Below are 18,333 nucleotides of genomic sequence, written 5' to 3' on the forward strand. Positions count from 1 at the left end.
CGGTATGATCTCTTCGCGCGTGAAGCCGTTGGCGAAGCTCTGCCTCCTGCTCCTGCTCGCAGCGGCGTCCGGCGCTATCTTCCAATGGCTTGGATCGCCGCTACCATGGATGATCGGCCCGCTGGTCATGACGGCCTTCCTTGCCATCAGCCAGTTGATGGTCGTGCGGGTCCCCAACCAGATCCGACCATTCGGCCAAGTGATCGTCGCCTGCCAGGTCGGACTGACCTTCACCCCCTCGGCGCTCGACAAGCTCTTCCTCCATGCACCAGTCATCATCGGGACGGCCGTCGCAAGCCTCTTCTGCATCTTCGCAGTCGCCGCCATCTTCGCACGCGCAAGCGGGCTCACCTTCGCCCAGGCCTTCCTCTCGGCCGTGCCCACGAGCCCGGTCGAGGCGGCCGCGATGGCGGTGGAGAGCAAGGTCGATCCGATGCCGGTCATCTTTTCACAGACGCTGCGGCTTTCAGCGGTCGTCGTACTCGTCCCCTTCGCGATGTACGCCGTGGAGGGATGGCCGGAAGGCCGCGGCATGATGGTCAATGGGTCCGTGACGTTCGACCCATTGGAGATCGGCCTGCTGGGAGCGATCGGCTTCGCCGGAATGTGGCTCTTCCGCCTGTTGCGCATTCCCAACCCGAACTTCCTCGGGCCCCTCGCCTTCACAGCCCTGCTCGCCGCGACGGGCAATGGAATCTCGCCATTTCCGGCGATCATCCTGTCGGCTGCACAAATCGTGCTCGGATCATGGCTCGGCTCGACATTCCGTCGTGAGATCATCACCTCTGCAGGCAGGCTTACGCTGGCCTGCGTTCTTGCGGTGCTGGTCCTGATCGGCCTTTGCGCCGCCATCGCCCTGGCGATGAGCTATCTCTCTGGAATGGACTGGCGGCTTGTCATCCTCGGCGCGGCACCGGGTGGCGTGGTCGAGATGGCGCTGACCGCGAAGTATCTGCATCAAGACGTGACGATCGTCACTGCATTCCACCTGACGCGGATATTCCTGTTCATGCCGAACATCCCCTGGATCGTGGCCCTGATCAACAAGTACGAAAAGCGAAGCAATTCCGCACGAGGAGACATGTCATGACTGAGTTTCGACCGCTACCGACAGATCGCCGGCCCCGCATAGCGGTCCTCGACGATTACATGGGTGTCGCGCGCAAGCTGGCGCCCTGGGAGAAGATCGAGGCGAGAGCGGACGTCGATTTCCTTCATGAGCCGATAGGCAAGGGCGAGGCCGGCATAGAACAACTTCGGGAGTATGATGCGATATGCCTTCTACGGGAACGCAGCGCATTTCCTGGAGAGCTCCTTTCTCAACTGCCGAACCTCAAGGCGATCGCAGCGACTGGTCTTCGAAACAGGACCCTTGACCACAGCAGGGCACGAGAGCTGGGCGTCGCCGTCATGACCACTACCGGGAGCGGAAGCGGCGTTTACGCAACAGCGGAGCTCGCCTGGGGCCTTATCCTGGCCCTGATGCGTTTCATCCCGGAGGAGAGCGCCGCCATGCGTCAAGGCGCATGGCAGACCCGGCTCGGCAATGCGCTGTGGGGGAAAACCATCGGCATCGTCGGCCTCGGCAAGCTCGGAGCCCGAATGGCTCTCATTGCCAAGGCCTTCGGAATGGAGGCGGTCGCGTGGAGCCCGAACCTGACGCCGGAGCGGGCCGCCGAAGCAGGCGCCACCTATCTCGGCAAGCAGGAACTGCTGGCGACGGCGGACGTGATATCCCTGCACCTCGTGCTCGGCCCCACCACCCGCGGTATTATTGGCAGGCAGGACTTGGCGCAGATGAAGCCCGAGTCAATCCTGATCAATACCGCCCGGGGTCCGCTGGTGGACGAGCAGGCTCTTCTGGAGGCTCTCCGCAGCGGACAGATCAGGGGAGCCGGGATCGACGTCTACGATCAGGAGCCGCTGCCGGCCGACCACCCGATCCGGACCTTGCCCAATGCTCTGGTCACACCGCATCTCGGCTATTCGGTGCGAGAGACCTTCGAGGCATTTTATGGCCAGACCGTCGAGAACCTGGAGAGCTGGCTGGACGGTCAGCCGATCCGGCTCGCAGAACAGCAATAGGAGGTCAGCATGCGCCTTGGGCCACCCGACCCGAACCATCTCACTGCAGAACAGAAGCGTGTCCACGACATGATCGCCTCCGGCCCACGTGGCCGGGTCCGCGGTCCTCTCGCCATCTGGCTGCATCGGCCAGAGCTGGCGGAAGCCGCGCAGGCCCTTGGCGCCTATTGCCGCTACGGCTCGTCGCTCGATCCCAAGCTGTCGGAACTCGCCATCCTGTGCATGGCGTGCGTGTGGCAGGCGGAATTTGAATGGTGGGCGCACAAGCCAATCGCGCTCAAGGCGGGGCTTGCTCCAGAGATCGTGGAGGCCCTGAAGGCGGGTGAGCGGCCCTCCTTCGCAGATCCGGAGGAAGCTGTCGTGCACGATGTGGTCTTTGCACTTTCCCGGGAGCGCAGGATCCCCGACGAGCTCTACGCGAAAGGGACGAACGTGCTGGGCGCCGACCGGCTGGTCGATCTGGTCGGCCTGTGCGGCTATTACACCCTGATATCCATGACCCTCAATGCGTTTGAAGTGCCCCTTCCGGACGGGGAAACCTACGAACTCACCACGCGATAACAAGATGCCGGCACCCGAGGGTGCCGGCAACCGATCTCACTTGCCATGTCGCGGAAAATGATCCGGCCGGAGCCGGATCATCAGACCTTTACTGGGCGACGATATTGCGCTCCTTGGCGAGACCGACCCAGAGATCCATCTCCTTCTCCACCTGTTCCTTGAACTCGGCTGCTGTCGTCTTGCCGGCCACGACAAAGTTCTCTTCCAGGACCTTCTTGAAGCGATCGGTGGAGATGGCCTTGTTCATGTCTGCGTTGAGCTTCTCGACCAGAGCCGGATCCATGCCCCCGGGGCCGAACAGCCCAAGCCAGCCGTCGATCTCGATGCCCTCGACACCATTCTCCCCGCTGGACTGGACGTCCGGCAGAAGTTCGAAACGCTCCGGTGCCAGCACGACCAGAGCCTTCACCTGACCGTTGTTGACATAGGGCATGACCGACGCGGTCGTGCTGATGTAGACGTCGGCGTGTCCGCCCATCAGGTTGACCTGGGCTTCGCCGCCGCCGGAATAATGGACGACGTCGGCCGGGATACCGGCCTGCTGGATCAGGAGTTCGGCAGAGAAATGGCTGGAGCTGCCGACGCCGGCGGTTGCGAAGAACATCGGCCGCTCCTTCGCCTCTGCCACGAACTGGTCGAAGCCTTCCGACTTCACGTTAGCACCGCTGACGGCCACATAGGGGCTCGTCGCCACCATGCCGATCGGAGTGATATCGGTCTTTGGATCGAACGGCAGATCCTTTTGAACGGCAGGCGCCGTCGAATGCGCGGCCGTGTTCACGAGGAGTGTGTAACCATCCGGCTGCTGCTGGGACAGATAGGCCGTGCCGATCATCGAGCCGGCACCGGCGCGGTTTTCCACGACGACCGGCTGCCCCCACATCTCCTGGAGCTCAGTCGCAAGCGAGCGCGCCATGAGGTCGGTCGAGCCGCCGCCGCTATAGGGAATGATGATGGTGACCGGCTTGTTCGGGAAGTCCTGCGCGACGACAGTTCCCGTCGCTGCGGCAAATGCCAGGGCGGCTGCTGCAAAGATCTTCATGGTTTCTCCTCCGTTTTTTTCAGTGCTCTTGTTGATGACCGTCAGCGGTGGCACCTAACGCCGCTCCCGGTGAAACTCAGTTCTCGCTTTCCAGCAGCTTTCTCTTTCCCGCCTCGCGGAATGTGGACCAGAGGCTCCAACCCAGGAGAAGCACGCTAATGACGACGAAGACACCGCTGATGGGACGCTCCACGATCGCCATCAGGTCGCCCCGCGCCAGCACCATGGCTCGCCGGAAATGCTGCTCGATCAACGGCCCGAGAACGAAGCCCAGCAAGAGTGGTGCCGCCGGGAAGGCAAAGATGCGCATCACGTAACCCAGCGCTCCGAAACCCGCGACGGTCAGCACGTCGAATGCGCTGTAACGGACAGAGTAGGCTCCGATCGCGATGAACATTACGATGGCCGGGAAGAGCAGGTGGTAAGGCACCGTCAGAAGCCGAACCCAAAGACCGATGAGGGGCAGGTTCAGGATGATGAGCAGGACGTTGCCGACCCAGAAACTCATCACCAGGCCCCAGAACAGCGTTGGCTGGTCGGTCATCATCTTCGGTCCGGGATGGATGCCGTGAACCATCATCGCGCCGATCATCAGGGCCATGGTGGCACTGCCGGGAATGCCCAGGGACAGCGTCGGGATGAATGCCGTCTGATCGGCGGCGTTGTTTGCGGTTTCCGGTGCGACGACCCCCTCGACCGCTCCCTTGCCGAAGCGCTCGGGTGTCTTGGAAACCCGCTTCTCCACCGCATAGGAGACGAAAGAGGCGATCGATGGGCCCGTACCGGGCAGTGCACCAAAGAAGGAACCGATCGTGGAACTGCGCAGCATCGGCATCCAGCTCCGACGAATGTCGTCCCTGCTCGGGATCAACGATCGCATGGTGACGGAGCGGGCGCTTGCGGGGGCTGCTTCGTCATTCTTGGTGCGGATCGACGAGATAACCTCGGAGATGCCGAACAATCCCATGGCAAGTGCGCTCAAGCCGAGGCCGTCCATCAGGTCGAGCGTGCCGAACGTGAAGCGTGGCGTCCCGCTCTGTGGATCCATGCCCACCGTCGCCAGAAGGATGCCCAGGACGACCATGGCAAGCCCCTTGGCGGCCGAGCCCTCCGTGATTGCAGAAGCGGCGATCAGCCCCAGGACCATCAGCGTGAAATATTCCGCCGGACCGAAGGACAGCGCGTAACCGGAGATCAGCGGGGAAAACAGGCTGAGGACCAGGATGCCGAAGACGCCACCGAAGAACGAGCCGAGAGCGGTCATTGCCAGAGCCACGCCGGCGCGACCCTGCTGTGCCATCGGATATCCGTCCAGGCAGGTCACAACGCTGGAGGACGTGCCGGGAATGTTGAGCAGGATCGACGCCGTGCTGCCGCCATAGGCGGTGCCGTAATAGATCCCCGCCAGCATGATAAGGGCCGTGGTCGGCTCCAGATGATAGGTGATCGGAAACAGCATCGAGATGGCTGCAAGCGCACCGATCCCCGGCAATACGCCGATGAATGTTCCGAGGAAAACGCCGATGAAACAGTAGAGGACGTTGATCGGGGTCAGCGCCGTTTCAAGGCCGAGCGCGATGTTGGAGAACATATCCATCAGAAGGGCCACGCGAAGAGAGGAAGGGGCAGCTGCAGCCCGAGCGAGAAGATCAAATAGGCGACGGCGCTAAGGCCTGTCGCGAGCGCGGCGTTACGAAGAGGACGGAACGACAGGTCGGCAAAAGCGGCCACGAATGTCGCCAGGAATGCAGCAGACAGAAGGCCGAACGGCTTGATGACGACGGCGAAGAGAATGACGCTGCCGAGGACCACCAGCGGTGTCGCCACTCTTATCTGCGGGAACGTTCCTTCACGCGACAGGCTGGCGAACAGGACCATTCCGCCGAAGATCGCAAGGATCACGCCAAGGCAGAAAGGAACCATGCCTGCGCCCATGCGCGTGACGGTGCCGAGAGGATAATGCATCCAGGAATAGGCTGTGAAGGCGGCTCCCAGCGCCACGAGCAATGCGCCTCCTACCGCGTCGCGGTAGTCGATACTAGGCATGCATTCTCCTCCCTTAAGTTCATGCGGGTTAGCGTTACGGATACTCTGGACAAACTCCCCGGACATCAACCTTCAATAAAGCATGCATCCATAACAAAAGGTCAGAGTGGGATGCCCGGCTGCGACGATTGCCAAGGCCCTTCGGTTGCGCGATGAACTTCACCATGGAAGATTTTCTTACGCAGAATGGCTGGGTCTTCGATCCGGCCGACGGATTCATTGGCCACATCGGCGGCTACTGGCGGTTGACCGATCAGAGGGGCGAACACTACGGGTTTATTACCCGCGAGATGCACGCCAACCGCAATGGCGTCGTTCACGGGGGGATGATCATGTCCTTTGTCGACCGCGCTTTCGGCCTTCATTCACGCTTGGCAAGCGGATCTGACAAGGCAGCGACCGTTTCTCTCAGTCACCAGTTCGTCGCTCCGCTTCCCCTCGGCAAGTTCGCGACCATATCCCCACGGATCGTCAAGCTGACCCCCCGGATGTCGTTCATCGAGGGCACGGTCCTTTGCGAGGATCAGCCGATCGTACAGGCGCAGGGTGTCTGGCGTCTCGCGCGCAGGACTACCTGACAGGAAGTCAGCTTGGACGGCGGGACGGGCAATTCGTGCCTCGGTTCCCGCCGCAGTCTATCCCCCGTCTATCCTAGGACGACGAGTGCGTCTGCCGCGGCAACGCCCTCACCCTTCGGCATCACGAACAGCGGATTGATTTCCGCCTCGAGCAACCGTTCGCCGAGGCTCTCTCCCATGCGGGCGAGCGCCATTATTGCCGCCACGAGGGCCTCCACATCATACTCCTTGCCGCCGCGATAGCCATTCAGGATGCGTGAGAGGCGAAGGTCCGAGACCATGTCGCGGGCATCTGTCTCGGCAATCGGCAGGAGTCGGATCGCAGAATCATCCGCGAGCTCCGCAAATACACCGCCTGCCCCCAGCAGGATAAGGGGACCGAGCTGGGGGTCCCGTCGCAGGCCGAGGATGACCTCGACGCCTCCGGACAGCATCTTCTGCACGAGGAACCCCTCAGGCTTGGGAAGGTTCTGGTCCGCCAAATGGCGCGCCATCTGCTCCACCGCAGGCCCGATCGTGGTATCATCCAGGCCGACCTTCACGCCCCCCACATCCGACTTGTGAGCGATCTGCGACGAAAGGACCTTCAGCACGACCCGCCCACCGAGTTCCATTGCGGCAGCCGTCGCTTCCGAAGCGGTCTGGACGATGCGCTGGTCGGTACCCGACAGGCCGTAGTGGTCGAAGAGCGCGCGCGACCTGGCCTCGTTGAGCGTGCCGGGTGTCAGCCAGTCGGGAGCACCCGGGACATCGGTTATCCGCAGCGCAGACTCAACGGCAGAAACAGGCAGGGCCGCACGCAAGGCTACGGCGCAGGTCTCCGGATCGGTATAGGCAGGAATGCCCTGCCTGTTTAGCTCCTTTACGATGTGGGGCGCATAGGGGCTCACATAGGCGATGAGCGGCTTTGTGCTTCGTGCTGCACCGTTCTTGATGGCACCAACCGCAATTTCCGGCTGGGCGAGCGCAGATGAACCGACAATCACCACCACGCCGTCTACGCTCTGCGAGTTCAGGAGCATCTCGGTTGATGCCGTCATCACGTCCGGCTTCACACCCGCGAGCGTCACGTCCACCGGGTTTGCCGTCATCGGTTCCGCCGCCTGCAAGATTGCAGCAAGACCATTGGCCGTTGCATCATCCAGAAGCGGCACATCCAGTCCGCCGATCCCACAGCTATCGGCAACGAGGCTCCCCGCCCCGCCCGTCGAGGTCAGGACGGCCACCCGGCGACCCTTCATCTTGCGTCCCGTTACCAGCATGGCCGGCACATCGAGAAGGTCGGCGAACCTGTCGGCACGGATGATGCCGCACTGCCTGAACAGCATATCGTAAACGCGGTCTTCGCCCGCCATGGCGCCGGTATGGGACACGGCGGCGCGTGCGCCCGAATCCGATCGACCCACCTTGAACACGACCACGGGCTTGCCTGCCCGGCGTGCCTTCTCGGCCGCGTGCCTGAACTTCTCGACGGAACGGATACCCTCGATATAGCCAACGACGACCTGGGTATCGTCGTCATCAGCATAGTAATCGATGAGATCAGCGAGATCGACGTCAACCTCGTTTCCGGTCGTCGCCAGCTTGCTGAATCCTATTCCGCGGGCAGCCCCGCGGGAGAGCAGAGCCCCCAGAATTCCGCCGCTCTGGGAAGCGACTGAGATGCCGCCGACCGGCAGGTCGCTGACCTCGAGCGCGCCACTGGCGGACAGCACAATGTTTCGGGCAAGGTCCATGGCGCCGATCGTGTTCGGCCCAAGAATACGCATCGTCCCGGCAGCGCGAAGCAATTCCTCCTGGCGTGCCCTGCCAGCCTCGCCCGCTTCGCTGAACCCGCTGGCGAGCACGATCGCGAGCTTTGTGCCCCGCTCGGCGAGCTGCCGCACGGCAACATGCGCTCGTTCGGCGCCGAGCAGCACGATAGCCGCGTCGGGTGCCTCCGGAAGATCTGCCACCGACGCGTAGCATTTGAGGCCGGAGATCTCCTCCACCTTCGGATTGATCGGGTATACTTTCCCCTCGAAGCCATGCTTGATCAGGTAGTTGACCGGTCGCCCGCCGGTCTTGGTCGGGTCGGCCGATGCACCAACCACGGCAACGCTGGACGGACGAAAGAGAGCACGCAGCGCGCTGGCGCGATCGATGGCATTGTCGGACATTCGGTTCTCCCCACTTCAGGAGGAGCGATATCCGCGCCTCCTCGCAACTGTCGCGGCAATCTCTTTGCTGGAGGCCGGAAGGACAACTGACTAATTGACCTACCGTCCCGACGATGGGTTTGGCATGGCTGCTCATCGCAACCCGAAGGAAGATCTAAGCGGTGCGGTCCGAAAAACCGGAGCCAAGCAAGGCATCCAGATCCGCCCGCCTCTTGGAAGGCCCGGCCGCCGCGGCCGATGCTGCGCAGTCTGACGCCAGTTCCTCCAGGTCCTGCTGTGCTGCCCAATAAAGCGGGCCGCCAAGCCAGCGCGGAAAGCCGTAGCCATTCACGACGACGACATCGATATCACTCGCCCTCGCTGCAATCTCCTCTTCCAGCACCAGTCCCGCTTCATTGACGATAGCGGCAATGGCGCGGCGCTGGATCTCGCGGGCATCGAGCGAACGGCGTTCGATGCCCTTCGCGTCCGAAGCCATGACGATGACATCTTCCACCACCGCGGACCGCTGCGGACGGCCCTTCTCGTCGTAGTCGTAATATCCCGCACCTGTCTTGCGTCCGAGGCGCTCCATCTCGCACAGCCGGTCCGGAATTGCCACGTAGCGCGCGGCCGGGTCGCGTGTGGCAGCCTGCTGCTGGCGCATCCGCCAGGCAATGTCGAGGCCAGACATGTCGGCGACTGCAAACGGTCCCATGGCGAATCCGAAATCCTTCAGGGCTTCATCCACCTCGTGCGGGAGAGCACCGTCTTCCAGCATGAATTCGCAGGCCGCGCGGTAGGCGGCATAGATGCGGTTGCCTATGAAGCCGAAGCCGTTCGATGCCTGGACCGGCTGCTTGCCGAGCGCCTTCGCGATGGCAAGGCCGGTAGCGACCGCCTCACGGGAACTCTCCGCTCCTGCGACTACCTCCAGGAGCTTCATGATATGGGCCGGGCTGAAGAAATGCAGGCCGATCACATCCTTTGGACGCGTGGTGGCGGCAGCGATACGGTCGATGTCGAGATAGGATGTATTCGTCGCCAGGAGCGCACCGGGCTTGGCGATGGTATCGAGTTTCGCGAAGACGCCTCTCTTAGTCTCGAGGTCCTCGAAGACAGCCTCGATCAGCACGTCACAATCCTCAAGCGACTGCAGTTCAGAGACCAGCACAAGGTTGCACTTCGCCCTGTCGCCGGCATCGACCGAGAGCTTGCCGGAGGTGACGCCCTTTTCGATGGCAGCCGTTATCCGCGCCTTCGCACGGGCAAGAGCCTCCGAATTGCTGTCGACGAGGACAGTGGGAAAGCCGCGCTGCAGCGTCGCTGTCGCGATATCGGCGCCCATCGTTCCGGCACCGACGATACCGAAGCTTTCAAAGCGCCGACCTTTCACGCCAGCCGGCAGGTTCCCACGCGCCGCCTCACGTTCGGCAAAGAAGATATGCCGCAAAGCCTTCGCTTCGGGCGCGACACGCAGTTGCTGGAACTCCGCGCGCTCTGCCGCCAGGCCCTCGCGAGCACCGACCGTACCGGCTGCCATCACATGACGGATAGCCGCCTGTATGTGCGGCCGGTTGCGGCCGGCTGCCACGGCCTTGGAAGTGGCAGCCTCGATATCCTCCGGCTTATCTTCCGGTCCGGGCAGTTCGACCACCCACTGCTTTCGGCCCGCAAGGCTGCGGGCAAGCGCCACCGACTCTTCACGCAGGTCGGTTTCCGCGACGGCATCGACCATTCCCAGCCGCAACGCTTCCGGAGACGATACCCTGCCGCCGGTGCAGATCAGGCTGATGGCCTTAGCCTTGCCCACAAGCCGGGGGAGCTTCTGCGTGCCGCCGGCACCGGGAATGATCCCCAGCGTGCACTCCGGAAGGCCGACGACCGTTTCCGGTGCGGCGATGCGGGCATCGCAGCCAAGAGCGAGTTCATAGCCACCGCCGAGCGCGGCACCGTGTAATGCCGCCACATAGGGCTTGGAGGAACCTTCGATCGCTTCGATAACCTGAGGCAGTTGCGGCGGCTCGAGCGGCAGGTCGAACTCGCGCAGGTCCGAGCCGGCGATGAAGCTCTTCCCCGCTCCGATAAGCACGGCACCGGCAAGGGTCGCATCGGCTTCCACTTCTGCGATCCGCCTCAGCAGGGCCTTGCGAACATCGGAAGAGCCTGCGTTCACTGGCGGATTGTCGATGATGAGGACGGCGACGTCACCGTCCCGTTCCAGGTGGACGGTTCCGCTCATCCTGCAACCCTCCCGAGTCCATCGATGGCACAGACACCCTTGCCATGCGGCAGCACCAGGAGCGGATTGATCTCAAACTCCTCGACGCGCGGAGCCGTTTCGGCGGCGAGCCGGGAAACCGAGACAATGGCGTCGGCAAGTGCATCGAGATCGCCCTTGGGAGCTCCGCGATAGCCGTCCAGAATGCGGCTGGCCTTGATTTCCTGGATCATTTCCATGGCGGCCGCGCGGTCGACGGGCGCAAGCCGCATGGTGCTGTCGCGGTAGAGCTCGGTGAAGATACCTCCGGCAGCAAGCACCACCAGCGGGCCTACCTGCGGGTCGCGACGAAAGCCGACCAGAACCTCCCCTACGCCACGCGTCATCTGTTGCACCAGTATCTCGGTGGCCTTGATCCCGGTATTCTCCTCCACACGCGACACGATCGCCTGCATGGCTTCGGCCAGTTGAGCGGCATCGGCAATATGCAGCACCACTCCACCGGAATCGGTCTTGTGGGCGATCCGGCTGTCGAGAACCTTGGCGACGACCGGATAGGCGAACGGCAGTTGCGGAACAGGGTCCCCCACCTTCAGCACGATATACGGGGCGCTGGTCAGGCCGTGGTGCTCGAGCAGGCGGTAGCAGGAGACTTCGTCCAGGACTGTGGTCTCGCCGATGAAGGCCGAGCTGTCGAGTGGCGTTGAACGGGTTGGCGCGCGGCGATGCAGGGCTGCCGCAATGGCGTCCCCGCATGTCTCCGGGTCCTGGAATGCCGGTACGCCCGCCTTCGCGAGAAGACGTGCGGCGTCAGGCGCATCGGGGACGAGAAATACCGCCAGCGGATGTCCCGGCTCGCGGGCAGCATCTACAGCAGGTTGCACGACCAGTTCCGGGTTGAAGCGGGCAGACGAGCCGGCCGTCGCCAGCACGAGGTCGAATTCCGGAGCGCTTCGAAGGATGTCCAGCGTCGCTTTCATCACATCATAGCGCGTCCCGGCAAGGGTCAGGTCGATGATGCGTCCCTCGCCCGGTTCGATCCCCTTTTCCCGCAGGCGCGCACGGGTCTCTTCGCTGGCCGGCACCACATCGACGCCGCGAAGCGCCATCTGGTCGACTGCCATGGCCGCGCCGCCGCCCGTGGTCGTCACCACTCCGACCCTGCCTCTGCGGGGGCCGTCGAGAGAGGCAGGCACCTGCTGCAGGAGCGGCATGACTTCCAGCAGCCCCTCGAACGATTCAACCCGGGCTATGCCGAGTTCGGCGAGAAAGATGTCCGCGACTTCATCGGCGCCTGCAAGCGAGCCGGTATGGGAGACGGCAAGTTCGGCCGCTTCTTCCGAACGACCGAGCTTGAAGGCCGCGACGGGCTTGCCGCGCTTGGCCGCCTCCAGCGCGAATTCCTGCAGCTTGTCCGCATGGCGAAGCGTCTCGATGAACAGCATGTAGCTGGTGATCTGCGGGTCATCGAGGGTTGCCAGACAGATCTCGCCGATCGAAAGATCGGTCTCCGCACCCACTGAAACGAGGCCGGCAAAGCCGATGCCTTTGCGTTTGCCGCGCGATACGAGCGCGCCGATCAGGCTGCCGCTGTGGGATCCGACGAATATCCCGCCCTTCGGGAGGTCCGGTTCCGCGAAGGCCGCATTGGCCGTCAGGGTCAGTCCGTTATGAAGATTGACGACTCCGATGCTCGAGGGTCCGACCAGCCGAATGGTTCCGCGGGCGAGAATGGCCTCGAGACGCGCCTGATTGGCGATGCCTCTTTCGCCTGCCTCGGCGAAGCCGCTGGACAACATCGTTGCGACCGGAACACCGAGACGCTCACACTCCTCCAGGGCATCCAATGCCTTTTCCGCATCCGTGAGGATGAAGGCATGGTCTGGCCGTTTCGGCAGATCCGCCAGTGATTTGTAGGCCTTTTCTCCCTGCACGGTCTCGCGCCGCGGATTAACGACGAAGATCTCCCCGTCGAAGCCGGCGCGCCGCAGAAACTGCAGCGGGCGGCCTGCTGTCTTCGACGGATCGTCAGATACGCCGATCAAAGCAAGGGATTGCGGCCTGAGCAGCGCAGCGGAACTCAAAGTCATGAAGCCTACCTCCTAGCGTGCACGCTGGTCGAACCGCCGCTCGAAGACGTGTTCGGCGATCCGGTTCTTGAGCATTTCGATCGAGCCCCCGGCGATCATCCACCCGCGTGTGCGCTTCACGCAGTATTCAACCAGGCTTTCCGTACTGTAGCCGTAGCCGCCCATAACCTGCAGGGCTTCGTTCGCCACTTCGAAGCCGGCCTGATTGCAGGCAAGCTTCGCGACAGCCGTGTCGTAGGCGCTAGGCAGTTCACCATTCGCGACGGAGGCCGCCCGGTAGAGCAGCATCTGCGCCGCCTCCAGCTTGACGGCCATTTCGGAGAACTTCCATTGCAGCCCCTGGAATTCGCAGAGAGGACGGCCGAACTGGTTTCGGTCAAGGGCATACTGGCGCGCCACCTGGAACGCATACTGGCCGAGCGCCAGCGCCCGCGATGCGTTGCCGATGCGCTCGACATTGAAGCCCGAGATCTGCTTCTTGAAGCCACCGGGACCGAGCAGGATATTGGCTTTAGGGATACGGCAGTTCTCGAAATAGAGGGGGCACCACTCCTCACCACTCATGAAACTGGAACGTTCTCCGATCGTGAAGCCGGGCGTGTCGCGCTCGATAAGCACCGAGCCGATGCCGCCGGTGCCGGGTCCGAAGCGCACGTAGATGAGGAACAGCTTGGCCTCGGGGCTATGGGTCGAGAAGACCTTCGAGCCATTGATGACGACATGGTCGCCATCCTCGACGGCCTTCGTCTTCAGCTCGGTGACGGCCGACCCGGCATCCGGTTCTGACATGCCGAGCGAAATCAGTGCCTTGCCTTCCAGAAGATCCGCCAGGTAGCGCTTCTTCTGGTCCTCCGTCGCGTATTCGACAAACGTCCGTATAGGTCCGAAATTGCCCGCCTGGACGATGTCCGCACTCTTCGGACAGACCTTGGCGATCTCCTGGATGGCGATCACGGCATCCATCAAGGTGCCACCGACGCCGCCGTCCTCCTCCTTCATCGTGATGCCGAGGAGGCCCATGCCGGCAAGCTTATGCGCGACGTCCCATGGATATTCCCGCGCATGAGCGCGCTTGAGCGCGCCTTCAGCCAGTTCCTTTTCGGCGAACCGGCGGACGGTGCTGGCCAGTTCGGCCTGTTCCGAGGTGAGATGTGAATACAATGCGGCCTCCTGATCCAAACTCCTGCCGTTTTGACATGAGGCGGGGCGATGACAACTTCGCAGACCTCAGGCCGGCATGACCTAAGCTCATATCGCCCCGACGGATTGGCGGTGGAAGCCGTCACCGCCGTGTTTCATGGTGGCAATCGTTCGAACAGCTGCCGGAACCGTCAATGCCGAAAATGCCGCCCCTCAACCCCCTGCATGTCTTCCATGTCGCCGCCCGTTCGGGCAGCTTCAGTCGCGCCGCCCAGGAGATGGGGGTGACGCAGTCCGCCGTAAGCCGGCAGGTATCCACATTGGAGGAATACCTCGGAACTAAGCTCTTCCTCCGCGAAAGTCGCGGCATAGAGCTGACCCAGGATGGCCGGGACTACGCGGAGCGGATCGGCCCGGCCATGGACAATATTGCCACCGCGACGGATCTGCTTCTGGCGCGAAACAGGTCGACGGCTGTTCGCGTCGCGGCCTATCCCACCTTCGCGGGCAAGTGGCTTATCCCACGGCTCAAGGCGTTCGGTGAGGTTCACCGCAACACGCAGATCAAGATCAAGACCTGCATTTCGCCCGTCGATCCAGAGACCAGCGCGTTCGACGTCGCGATACAACTCAGGCCCATGTCGGAAGTCGATCCCGAGTTCTCCCTCCTCCTCTACCGGGACGTATTGCAGCCCTTTTGCAGCCCCGCCTATCTGAGGCAGAAGAGGCTGACATCCCCCGAGGACCTTCTCTCGGTAGCGCTGCTCACCTCCCACTACCGCAGGCTCGACTGGCATCACTGGTTCGAGGGAGCAGGCCTTTCTTCGCAATCCATTGAGGGGGACGAGTTTCCGAGTTCTATCCTCACCTATCGCGCTGCCCAGGAGGGTCTGGGCGTTGCAATCGGCCAGCCATTTCTCGTTGCGGAGGAAATCGCCGCCGGGCAGCTTGTGCCCATCTTCCAGCCGATCGAGCGCGACCTCGGGCTCTTCGTGATCTGGACGCGCTACGCCAACGCCCGCGTCCGCGGTTTCATCAAATGGCTCGCAGCAGAAGTGGAGCGCACCGATGGCGGCCGTCCCGCCAACGTGACGGAACCGCTCATCGAGCAAGCCTAACGGATATAGGTCGGGCCATCCATGAGCAGGCGAGCCGTCCGCCCAATCAGGGCCTTGCGTACCATGATCCCCTCTTCGCCTGCATGCACTTCGGCAGCCACTTCCAGCACGCCGCCCGGATGTCCCACGCGCAGGTCGTAGGGTCCGGCAGACTGGTCGAGATCACCAGCCGCCTGATGGACGAGCGTACCGGGTATGCCTGCAGCCACCGCCGTCCCAGCGGCGCCCGAACCGGGATAGGCCTTGGAGAATTCGAAGCGAGCGAGGGAGCGGGAGAAGAGGTGATAGTCGGACGCCTCAATACCGATCCGGTTGGTCGCCTGGTAATCCACCGCTGGGGCAACCGCGAAGATCAGCGGGTTCGTGCTGATGCGCAGCCGTTCGTCCGCGTCCGGCCCGGTGATGAAGCCAATCTCGGCCGATACTGCCTTGCGAACCGCTTCCAGCCGCCTCACCAGTCCCTCGTCGGCCTGCATGTCGTAGATGGAAGCATTCACGTCCATGCCGATGTCGCCTGCTCGCACGAAGAACAGCAAGTTGGCCATGTCCACGACGCTGACATCGATATCCCCGACGCCCGGGATGGCGAACCTGTCGACGGGCCTGCCGGTCGGCAGCACATGCCCGCCGAGTGCGGAGCCTGCAAAATCGCCGAAATCCAGATCGATCCGTGCGCCCGTGCCCGGCACGCCGCCGATGGCGAAGTCGCCTTCCACCGCCGGCGCCCCATCTTCGAGCGGTACATGTGCCACAAGCTTGCGGCCCGTGTTGACCTGGTGAATGTCGATCCGCGCGACGCCCTCGTCGACTTCGCATGCTCCTACCAGTGCTCCATAGAGTGCCGCGCCAGCGGAGAGGTTACCGCAGTTTGCTGCCCAGTCGACACGGGGGAGCTCCGTGTTGACCTGACCGAAGAGGTAGTCAATGTGACAGTCTGGCCGCGTCGGCTTGCCCATGACAGCGACTTTGCTGGTCAGCTTGTCGGCGCCTCCCAGCCCATCGATCTGGCGCCTGTCCGGTGAACCGAAGATCTTGAGGACGATCTCATCGAGGCCGGATTTCTCGCTCGGAAGATCATCGCGGTTGAGATAAATGCCCTTGGACGATCCACCACGTATGATCTTCGCCGATATGGTCCGCATGTTGTAAGCGTGAGAAATCGCCACTTCACCCTCCCCGGATGTAACATTGTCAGCAGGGCAAGGGGTAATGCGCTCGCGCTGCAAGGCACACTGACGATTGGTCGCGACGGACAGAGCGGAGGTTTAGCCCGTACTGAAAGGTCGGTCATCCAGAAAAAAACGCGCGGAACGAGGTCGTTCCGCGCATTCAGATGGTCTTTGCCGTGACGGGTCCCGGCAGCGATCTGAAGGTCAGCCGCCGAAGCCGAAGCCGACCGGCATGTCTTCGAGGGTGATGTCGAAGGTCTCGAGGCTCTTCAGGATCCATGTCTGGTTGTTGCCGATGCGGCGATTGTATTCGGCCCAGGCGGAGACAAAGCTCTTGAAGGTCTCGTCGCCACCATAGTTGAGAGCGATGACCGAAGGCGTGGAGAGAACCGGCGTCGGGACCTGCACCGCGCCGATGGTCGGAGCCTTCTTGGCAATGACCAGGCCGTTCAGCATGGTGTTGACCAGCGCATCGGCCTTGCCGGTGGTCACTGCAACGATTGCCTCGTCACGCGTCTTGAAGCGCAGCACGTTGGCCTTGGGCAGGTATTGCTGGGTGATCAGGTCCTGAGCCGAGCCGAGATCGACGGCAAAGGTGTACTGCGGATCGTTGAGTTCCTTCCAGGTCTTCCCGGCGATCTCTTCCTTGGCGGAGACGAGCACGAAGCTGTTGTAGTAGGTCGGGTCGGAGAAGGAGACCGACATGGCGCGGACCGGCGTCGCCGTCACGGCGAATGCCATGTCGACCTTGCCGCTCTGGACGTCGAGGATCGCGTTTGCCCAGCTGGACTCGACCACTTCAAGCTTGACGTCCAGCGTCTTGGCGATGTCGTTCGCCATGTCGATGACGAAGCCCTGCCATTCGCCGGTGCGCGGATCCTTGTTGAAATAGGGCGTTTCGTTGAGGATCGCCGGAATGCGAAGCACGCCGCGCGAGCGGATGTCGTCAATGGTGCCGGCCGAGGCCGCCGTGCCACCCAACAGCGACAGCGCCATCGCCGCTACCCCACAGATCTTGGAAATAATGTTCATGCTTCTTCTCCTAGTTCCCCGGAATCTTGTTGATGTCCGTCCCCCCACTCGGTTCAGATGCCTTGCGGGCTTGCCGGTGAAGATCAGCCTAGCGGCGAATTGGCCGGGAACAATGCTAGAGACGCCGAGGGACTTAGCGGGTTTTTTATATGTCCCGATCACAGCGGCGGGACTGAAATCTCGCTGCTGCGCGGGGGATCGAGCACCGGGCCGACCAGTTCGCGCCGGCAATCTTCCAGCAGTTGCTGGACCATCGGATGTTTCTGCAGGAAGCCTGCACTGCCGAAATAGACCCGCACCTCGGGCAGGTTCGTCAACTTCGTGCTGCGGATCGCGCCATCTTCCGGCCCGACGCACCAGGAGGGTATGATCGAGAAGCCCAGACCTTCTTCCACGCACCGCTTGACGCTGGAACTTCCGGAGGTTGAAATAGCAGGCTGGACGATCGCACCATCACGGCTCAGAAAGTCGACCGCAAGGTTCCTCAGGGTCTGCCCGGGCTCGTAGGTCACGAAGGGGCGCCCCTCGGCCCAGCCAGGAATATCCTCCTGCTTTGGCGGCTCCCCCCACACATGCGGATAGACCAGGCTCAGCCGATAGCTGCCTAGCAGGCGCTGCGGGACGACCGGGTCGCCGAAGTAGCGCTCCGAAATACAAACATCAAGGCTGCCGTTCTTGACGAGTTCCGCCAGCACCGTGTCTCGCTCGTAGACCGCGAACTCCATCTCCGGGAAGGCTTCGCGAAACCGCGACAGTACCCGGGGGAACAGGTAGAAGAAGATCGCCTGGGGCATCCCGACCCGCAGCGACGATCGCTGGTTCTCGATCAGCTTCGTCAGCCGCTCGAGCATGATGTCGAGCTCCGGATGAAGGAGGCTGTATAGCGCCCGTCCGCGCGGCGTGAGCGATATCCGCTTGGCGCCCTGCTCGGAGTCGATCAGCTTTCCCTGGAGGATCTGCTCCAGTCGCCGGACGTGGTTGGCGGCCGACTGGTAACTCAGATTGAGTTCCCGCGCCGCGCCGGAAAACGAGCCGTGACGAGCCACCTGGTAGAAGGTCTGGATGAGTGTGAGGCTGATCTTTGCCATGGGGTACCCGTTTCCTCCCACCTTG

15 protein-coding genes are annotated in these 18,333 nt (G+C 62.6%); 5 read left to right on the forward strand and 10 right to left on the reverse strand.

Translation table 11 applies throughout. The features are described from left to right. The first annotated feature begins 4 nt into the window (after positions 1-4). From ACEPP2_RS02065 to ACEPP2_RS02075, 3 genes are read left to right on the forward strand one after another with little or no spacing between them, the layout of a single operon-like run. Positions 5-1,090, forward strand: a complete 1,086-nt coding sequence (locus tag ACEPP2_RS02065; RefSeq protein ID WP_395515634.1) for an AbrB family transcriptional regulator — start codon at positions 5-7, stop codon at positions 1,088-1,090. Beyond that, positions 1,087-2,085 (forward strand): D-2-hydroxyacid dehydrogenase family protein, encoded by a 999-nt coding sequence (locus tag ACEPP2_RS02070; RefSeq protein WP_395515635.1) that lies wholly within the window; start codon positions 1,087-1,089, stop codon positions 2,083-2,085. The genes ACEPP2_RS02065 and ACEPP2_RS02070 overlap by 4 nt, the downstream gene beginning before the upstream one ends. A 9-nt stretch (positions 2,086-2,094) precedes the next feature. After that, positions 2,095-2,646 carry a carboxymuconolactone decarboxylase family protein gene (locus tag ACEPP2_RS02075; protein ID WP_395515636.1) on the forward strand — a complete coding sequence of 184 codons (552 nt, stop codon included), beginning with the start codon at positions 2,095-2,097 and terminating at the stop codon, positions 2,644-2,646. Positions 2,647-2,734: 88 nt separating this feature from the next. Here the strand turns inward: ACEPP2_RS02075 and ACEPP2_RS02080 are convergent, their stop codons facing one another. From ACEPP2_RS02080 to ACEPP2_RS02090, 3 genes are all read right to left on the reverse strand, one after another. Beyond that, the gene (locus tag ACEPP2_RS02080) at positions 2,735-3,688 is read right to left on the reverse strand and encodes a Bug family tripartite tricarboxylate transporter substrate binding protein (protein ID WP_395515637.1); all 954 of its coding nucleotides are present in this window, start codon (positions 3,686-3,688) and stop codon (positions 2,735-2,737) included. Positions 3,689-3,764: 76 nt separating this feature from the next. Next, the gene (locus ACEPP2_RS02085; RefSeq protein ID WP_152341073.1) at positions 3,765-5,285 is read right to left on the reverse strand and encodes a tripartite tricarboxylate transporter permease; all 1,521 of its coding nucleotides are present in this window, start codon (positions 5,283-5,285) and stop codon (positions 3,765-3,767) included. Further along, positions 5,285-5,734, reverse strand: a complete 450-nt coding sequence (locus ACEPP2_RS02090; RefSeq protein WP_172973646.1) for a tripartite tricarboxylate transporter TctB family protein — start codon at positions 5,732-5,734, stop codon at positions 5,285-5,287. The genes ACEPP2_RS02085 and ACEPP2_RS02090 overlap by 1 nt, the downstream gene beginning before the upstream one ends. Positions 5,735-5,898: 164 nt before the next feature. On the opposite strand from ACEPP2_RS02090, the gene ACEPP2_RS02095 reads away from it, so the two are divergent. Further along, on the forward strand, positions 5,899-6,312 hold the full coding sequence (locus tag ACEPP2_RS02095) for a PaaI family thioesterase (protein ID WP_395515638.1): 414 nt from the start codon (positions 5,899-5,901) through the stop codon (positions 6,310-6,312). Between the two features lie 68 nt (positions 6,313-6,380). Here ACEPP2_RS02095 and ACEPP2_RS02100 read toward each other — a convergent pair whose 3' ends face one another. The 4 genes from ACEPP2_RS02100 to ACEPP2_RS02115 form a co-directional block, all read right to left on the reverse strand. Continuing rightward, complete coding sequence (locus tag ACEPP2_RS02100) at positions 6,381-8,471, reverse strand: acetate--CoA ligase family protein (protein ID WP_395515639.1); 2,091 nt, start codon at positions 8,469-8,471, stop codon at positions 6,381-6,383. 154 nt (positions 8,472-8,625) lie between these two features. After that, a complete protein-coding gene (locus ACEPP2_RS02105; protein WP_395515640.1) occupies positions 8,626-10,692 on the reverse strand; it encodes a 3-hydroxyacyl-CoA dehydrogenase NAD-binding domain-containing protein in 2,067 nt (688 codons plus the stop codon). Then, a complete protein-coding gene (locus ACEPP2_RS02110; RefSeq protein ID WP_395515641.1) occupies positions 10,689-12,761 on the reverse strand; it encodes an acetate--CoA ligase family protein in 2,073 nt (690 codons plus the stop codon). The genes ACEPP2_RS02105 and ACEPP2_RS02110 overlap by 4 nt, the downstream gene beginning before the upstream one ends. A 12-nt stretch (positions 12,762-12,773) precedes the next feature. Then, on the reverse strand, positions 12,774-13,922 hold the full coding sequence (locus ACEPP2_RS02115) for an acyl-CoA dehydrogenase family protein (RefSeq protein WP_395515642.1): 1,149 nt from the start codon (positions 13,920-13,922) through the stop codon (positions 12,774-12,776). Positions 13,923-14,095: 173 nt separating this feature from the next. Here ACEPP2_RS02115 and ACEPP2_RS02120 point away from each other — a divergent pair, with 173 nt between their 5' ends. After that, positions 14,096-15,019, forward strand: coding sequence for a LysR substrate-binding domain-containing protein (locus ACEPP2_RS02120; RefSeq protein WP_395515643.1), 924 nt, complete (start codon positions 14,096-14,098; stop codon positions 15,017-15,019). On the opposite strand, the gene ACEPP2_RS02125 is transcribed toward ACEPP2_RS02120, so the two are convergent. The 3 genes from ACEPP2_RS02125 to ACEPP2_RS02135 all read right to left on the reverse strand — a co-directional run bounded on the left by ACEPP2_RS02125 (position 15,016) and on the right by ACEPP2_RS02135 (position 18,308). Next, entirely contained in the window at positions 15,016-16,185 is a 1,170-nt protein-coding gene (locus tag ACEPP2_RS02125) for a PrpF domain-containing protein (RefSeq protein WP_395515644.1), read from the reverse strand. The genes ACEPP2_RS02120 and ACEPP2_RS02125 overlap by 4 nt on opposite strands. A 207-nt stretch (positions 16,186-16,392) precedes the next feature. Further along, positions 16,393-17,220, reverse strand: coding sequence for a transporter substrate-binding domain-containing protein (locus ACEPP2_RS02130; protein WP_077547562.1), 828 nt, complete (start codon positions 17,218-17,220; stop codon positions 16,393-16,395). Positions 17,221-17,378: 158 nt separating this feature from the next. Then, a complete protein-coding gene (locus ACEPP2_RS02135) occupies positions 17,379-18,308 on the reverse strand; it encodes a LysR family transcriptional regulator (RefSeq protein WP_395515645.1) in 930 nt (309 codons plus the stop codon). Positions 18,309-18,333: the final 25 nt, after the last annotated feature.

The sequence above is a fragment of the Pseudorhizobium flavum genome, assembly GCF_044142885.1.
Lineage (GTDB): Bacteria > Pseudomonadota > Alphaproteobacteria > Rhizobiales > Rhizobiaceae > Neorhizobium > Neorhizobium flavum.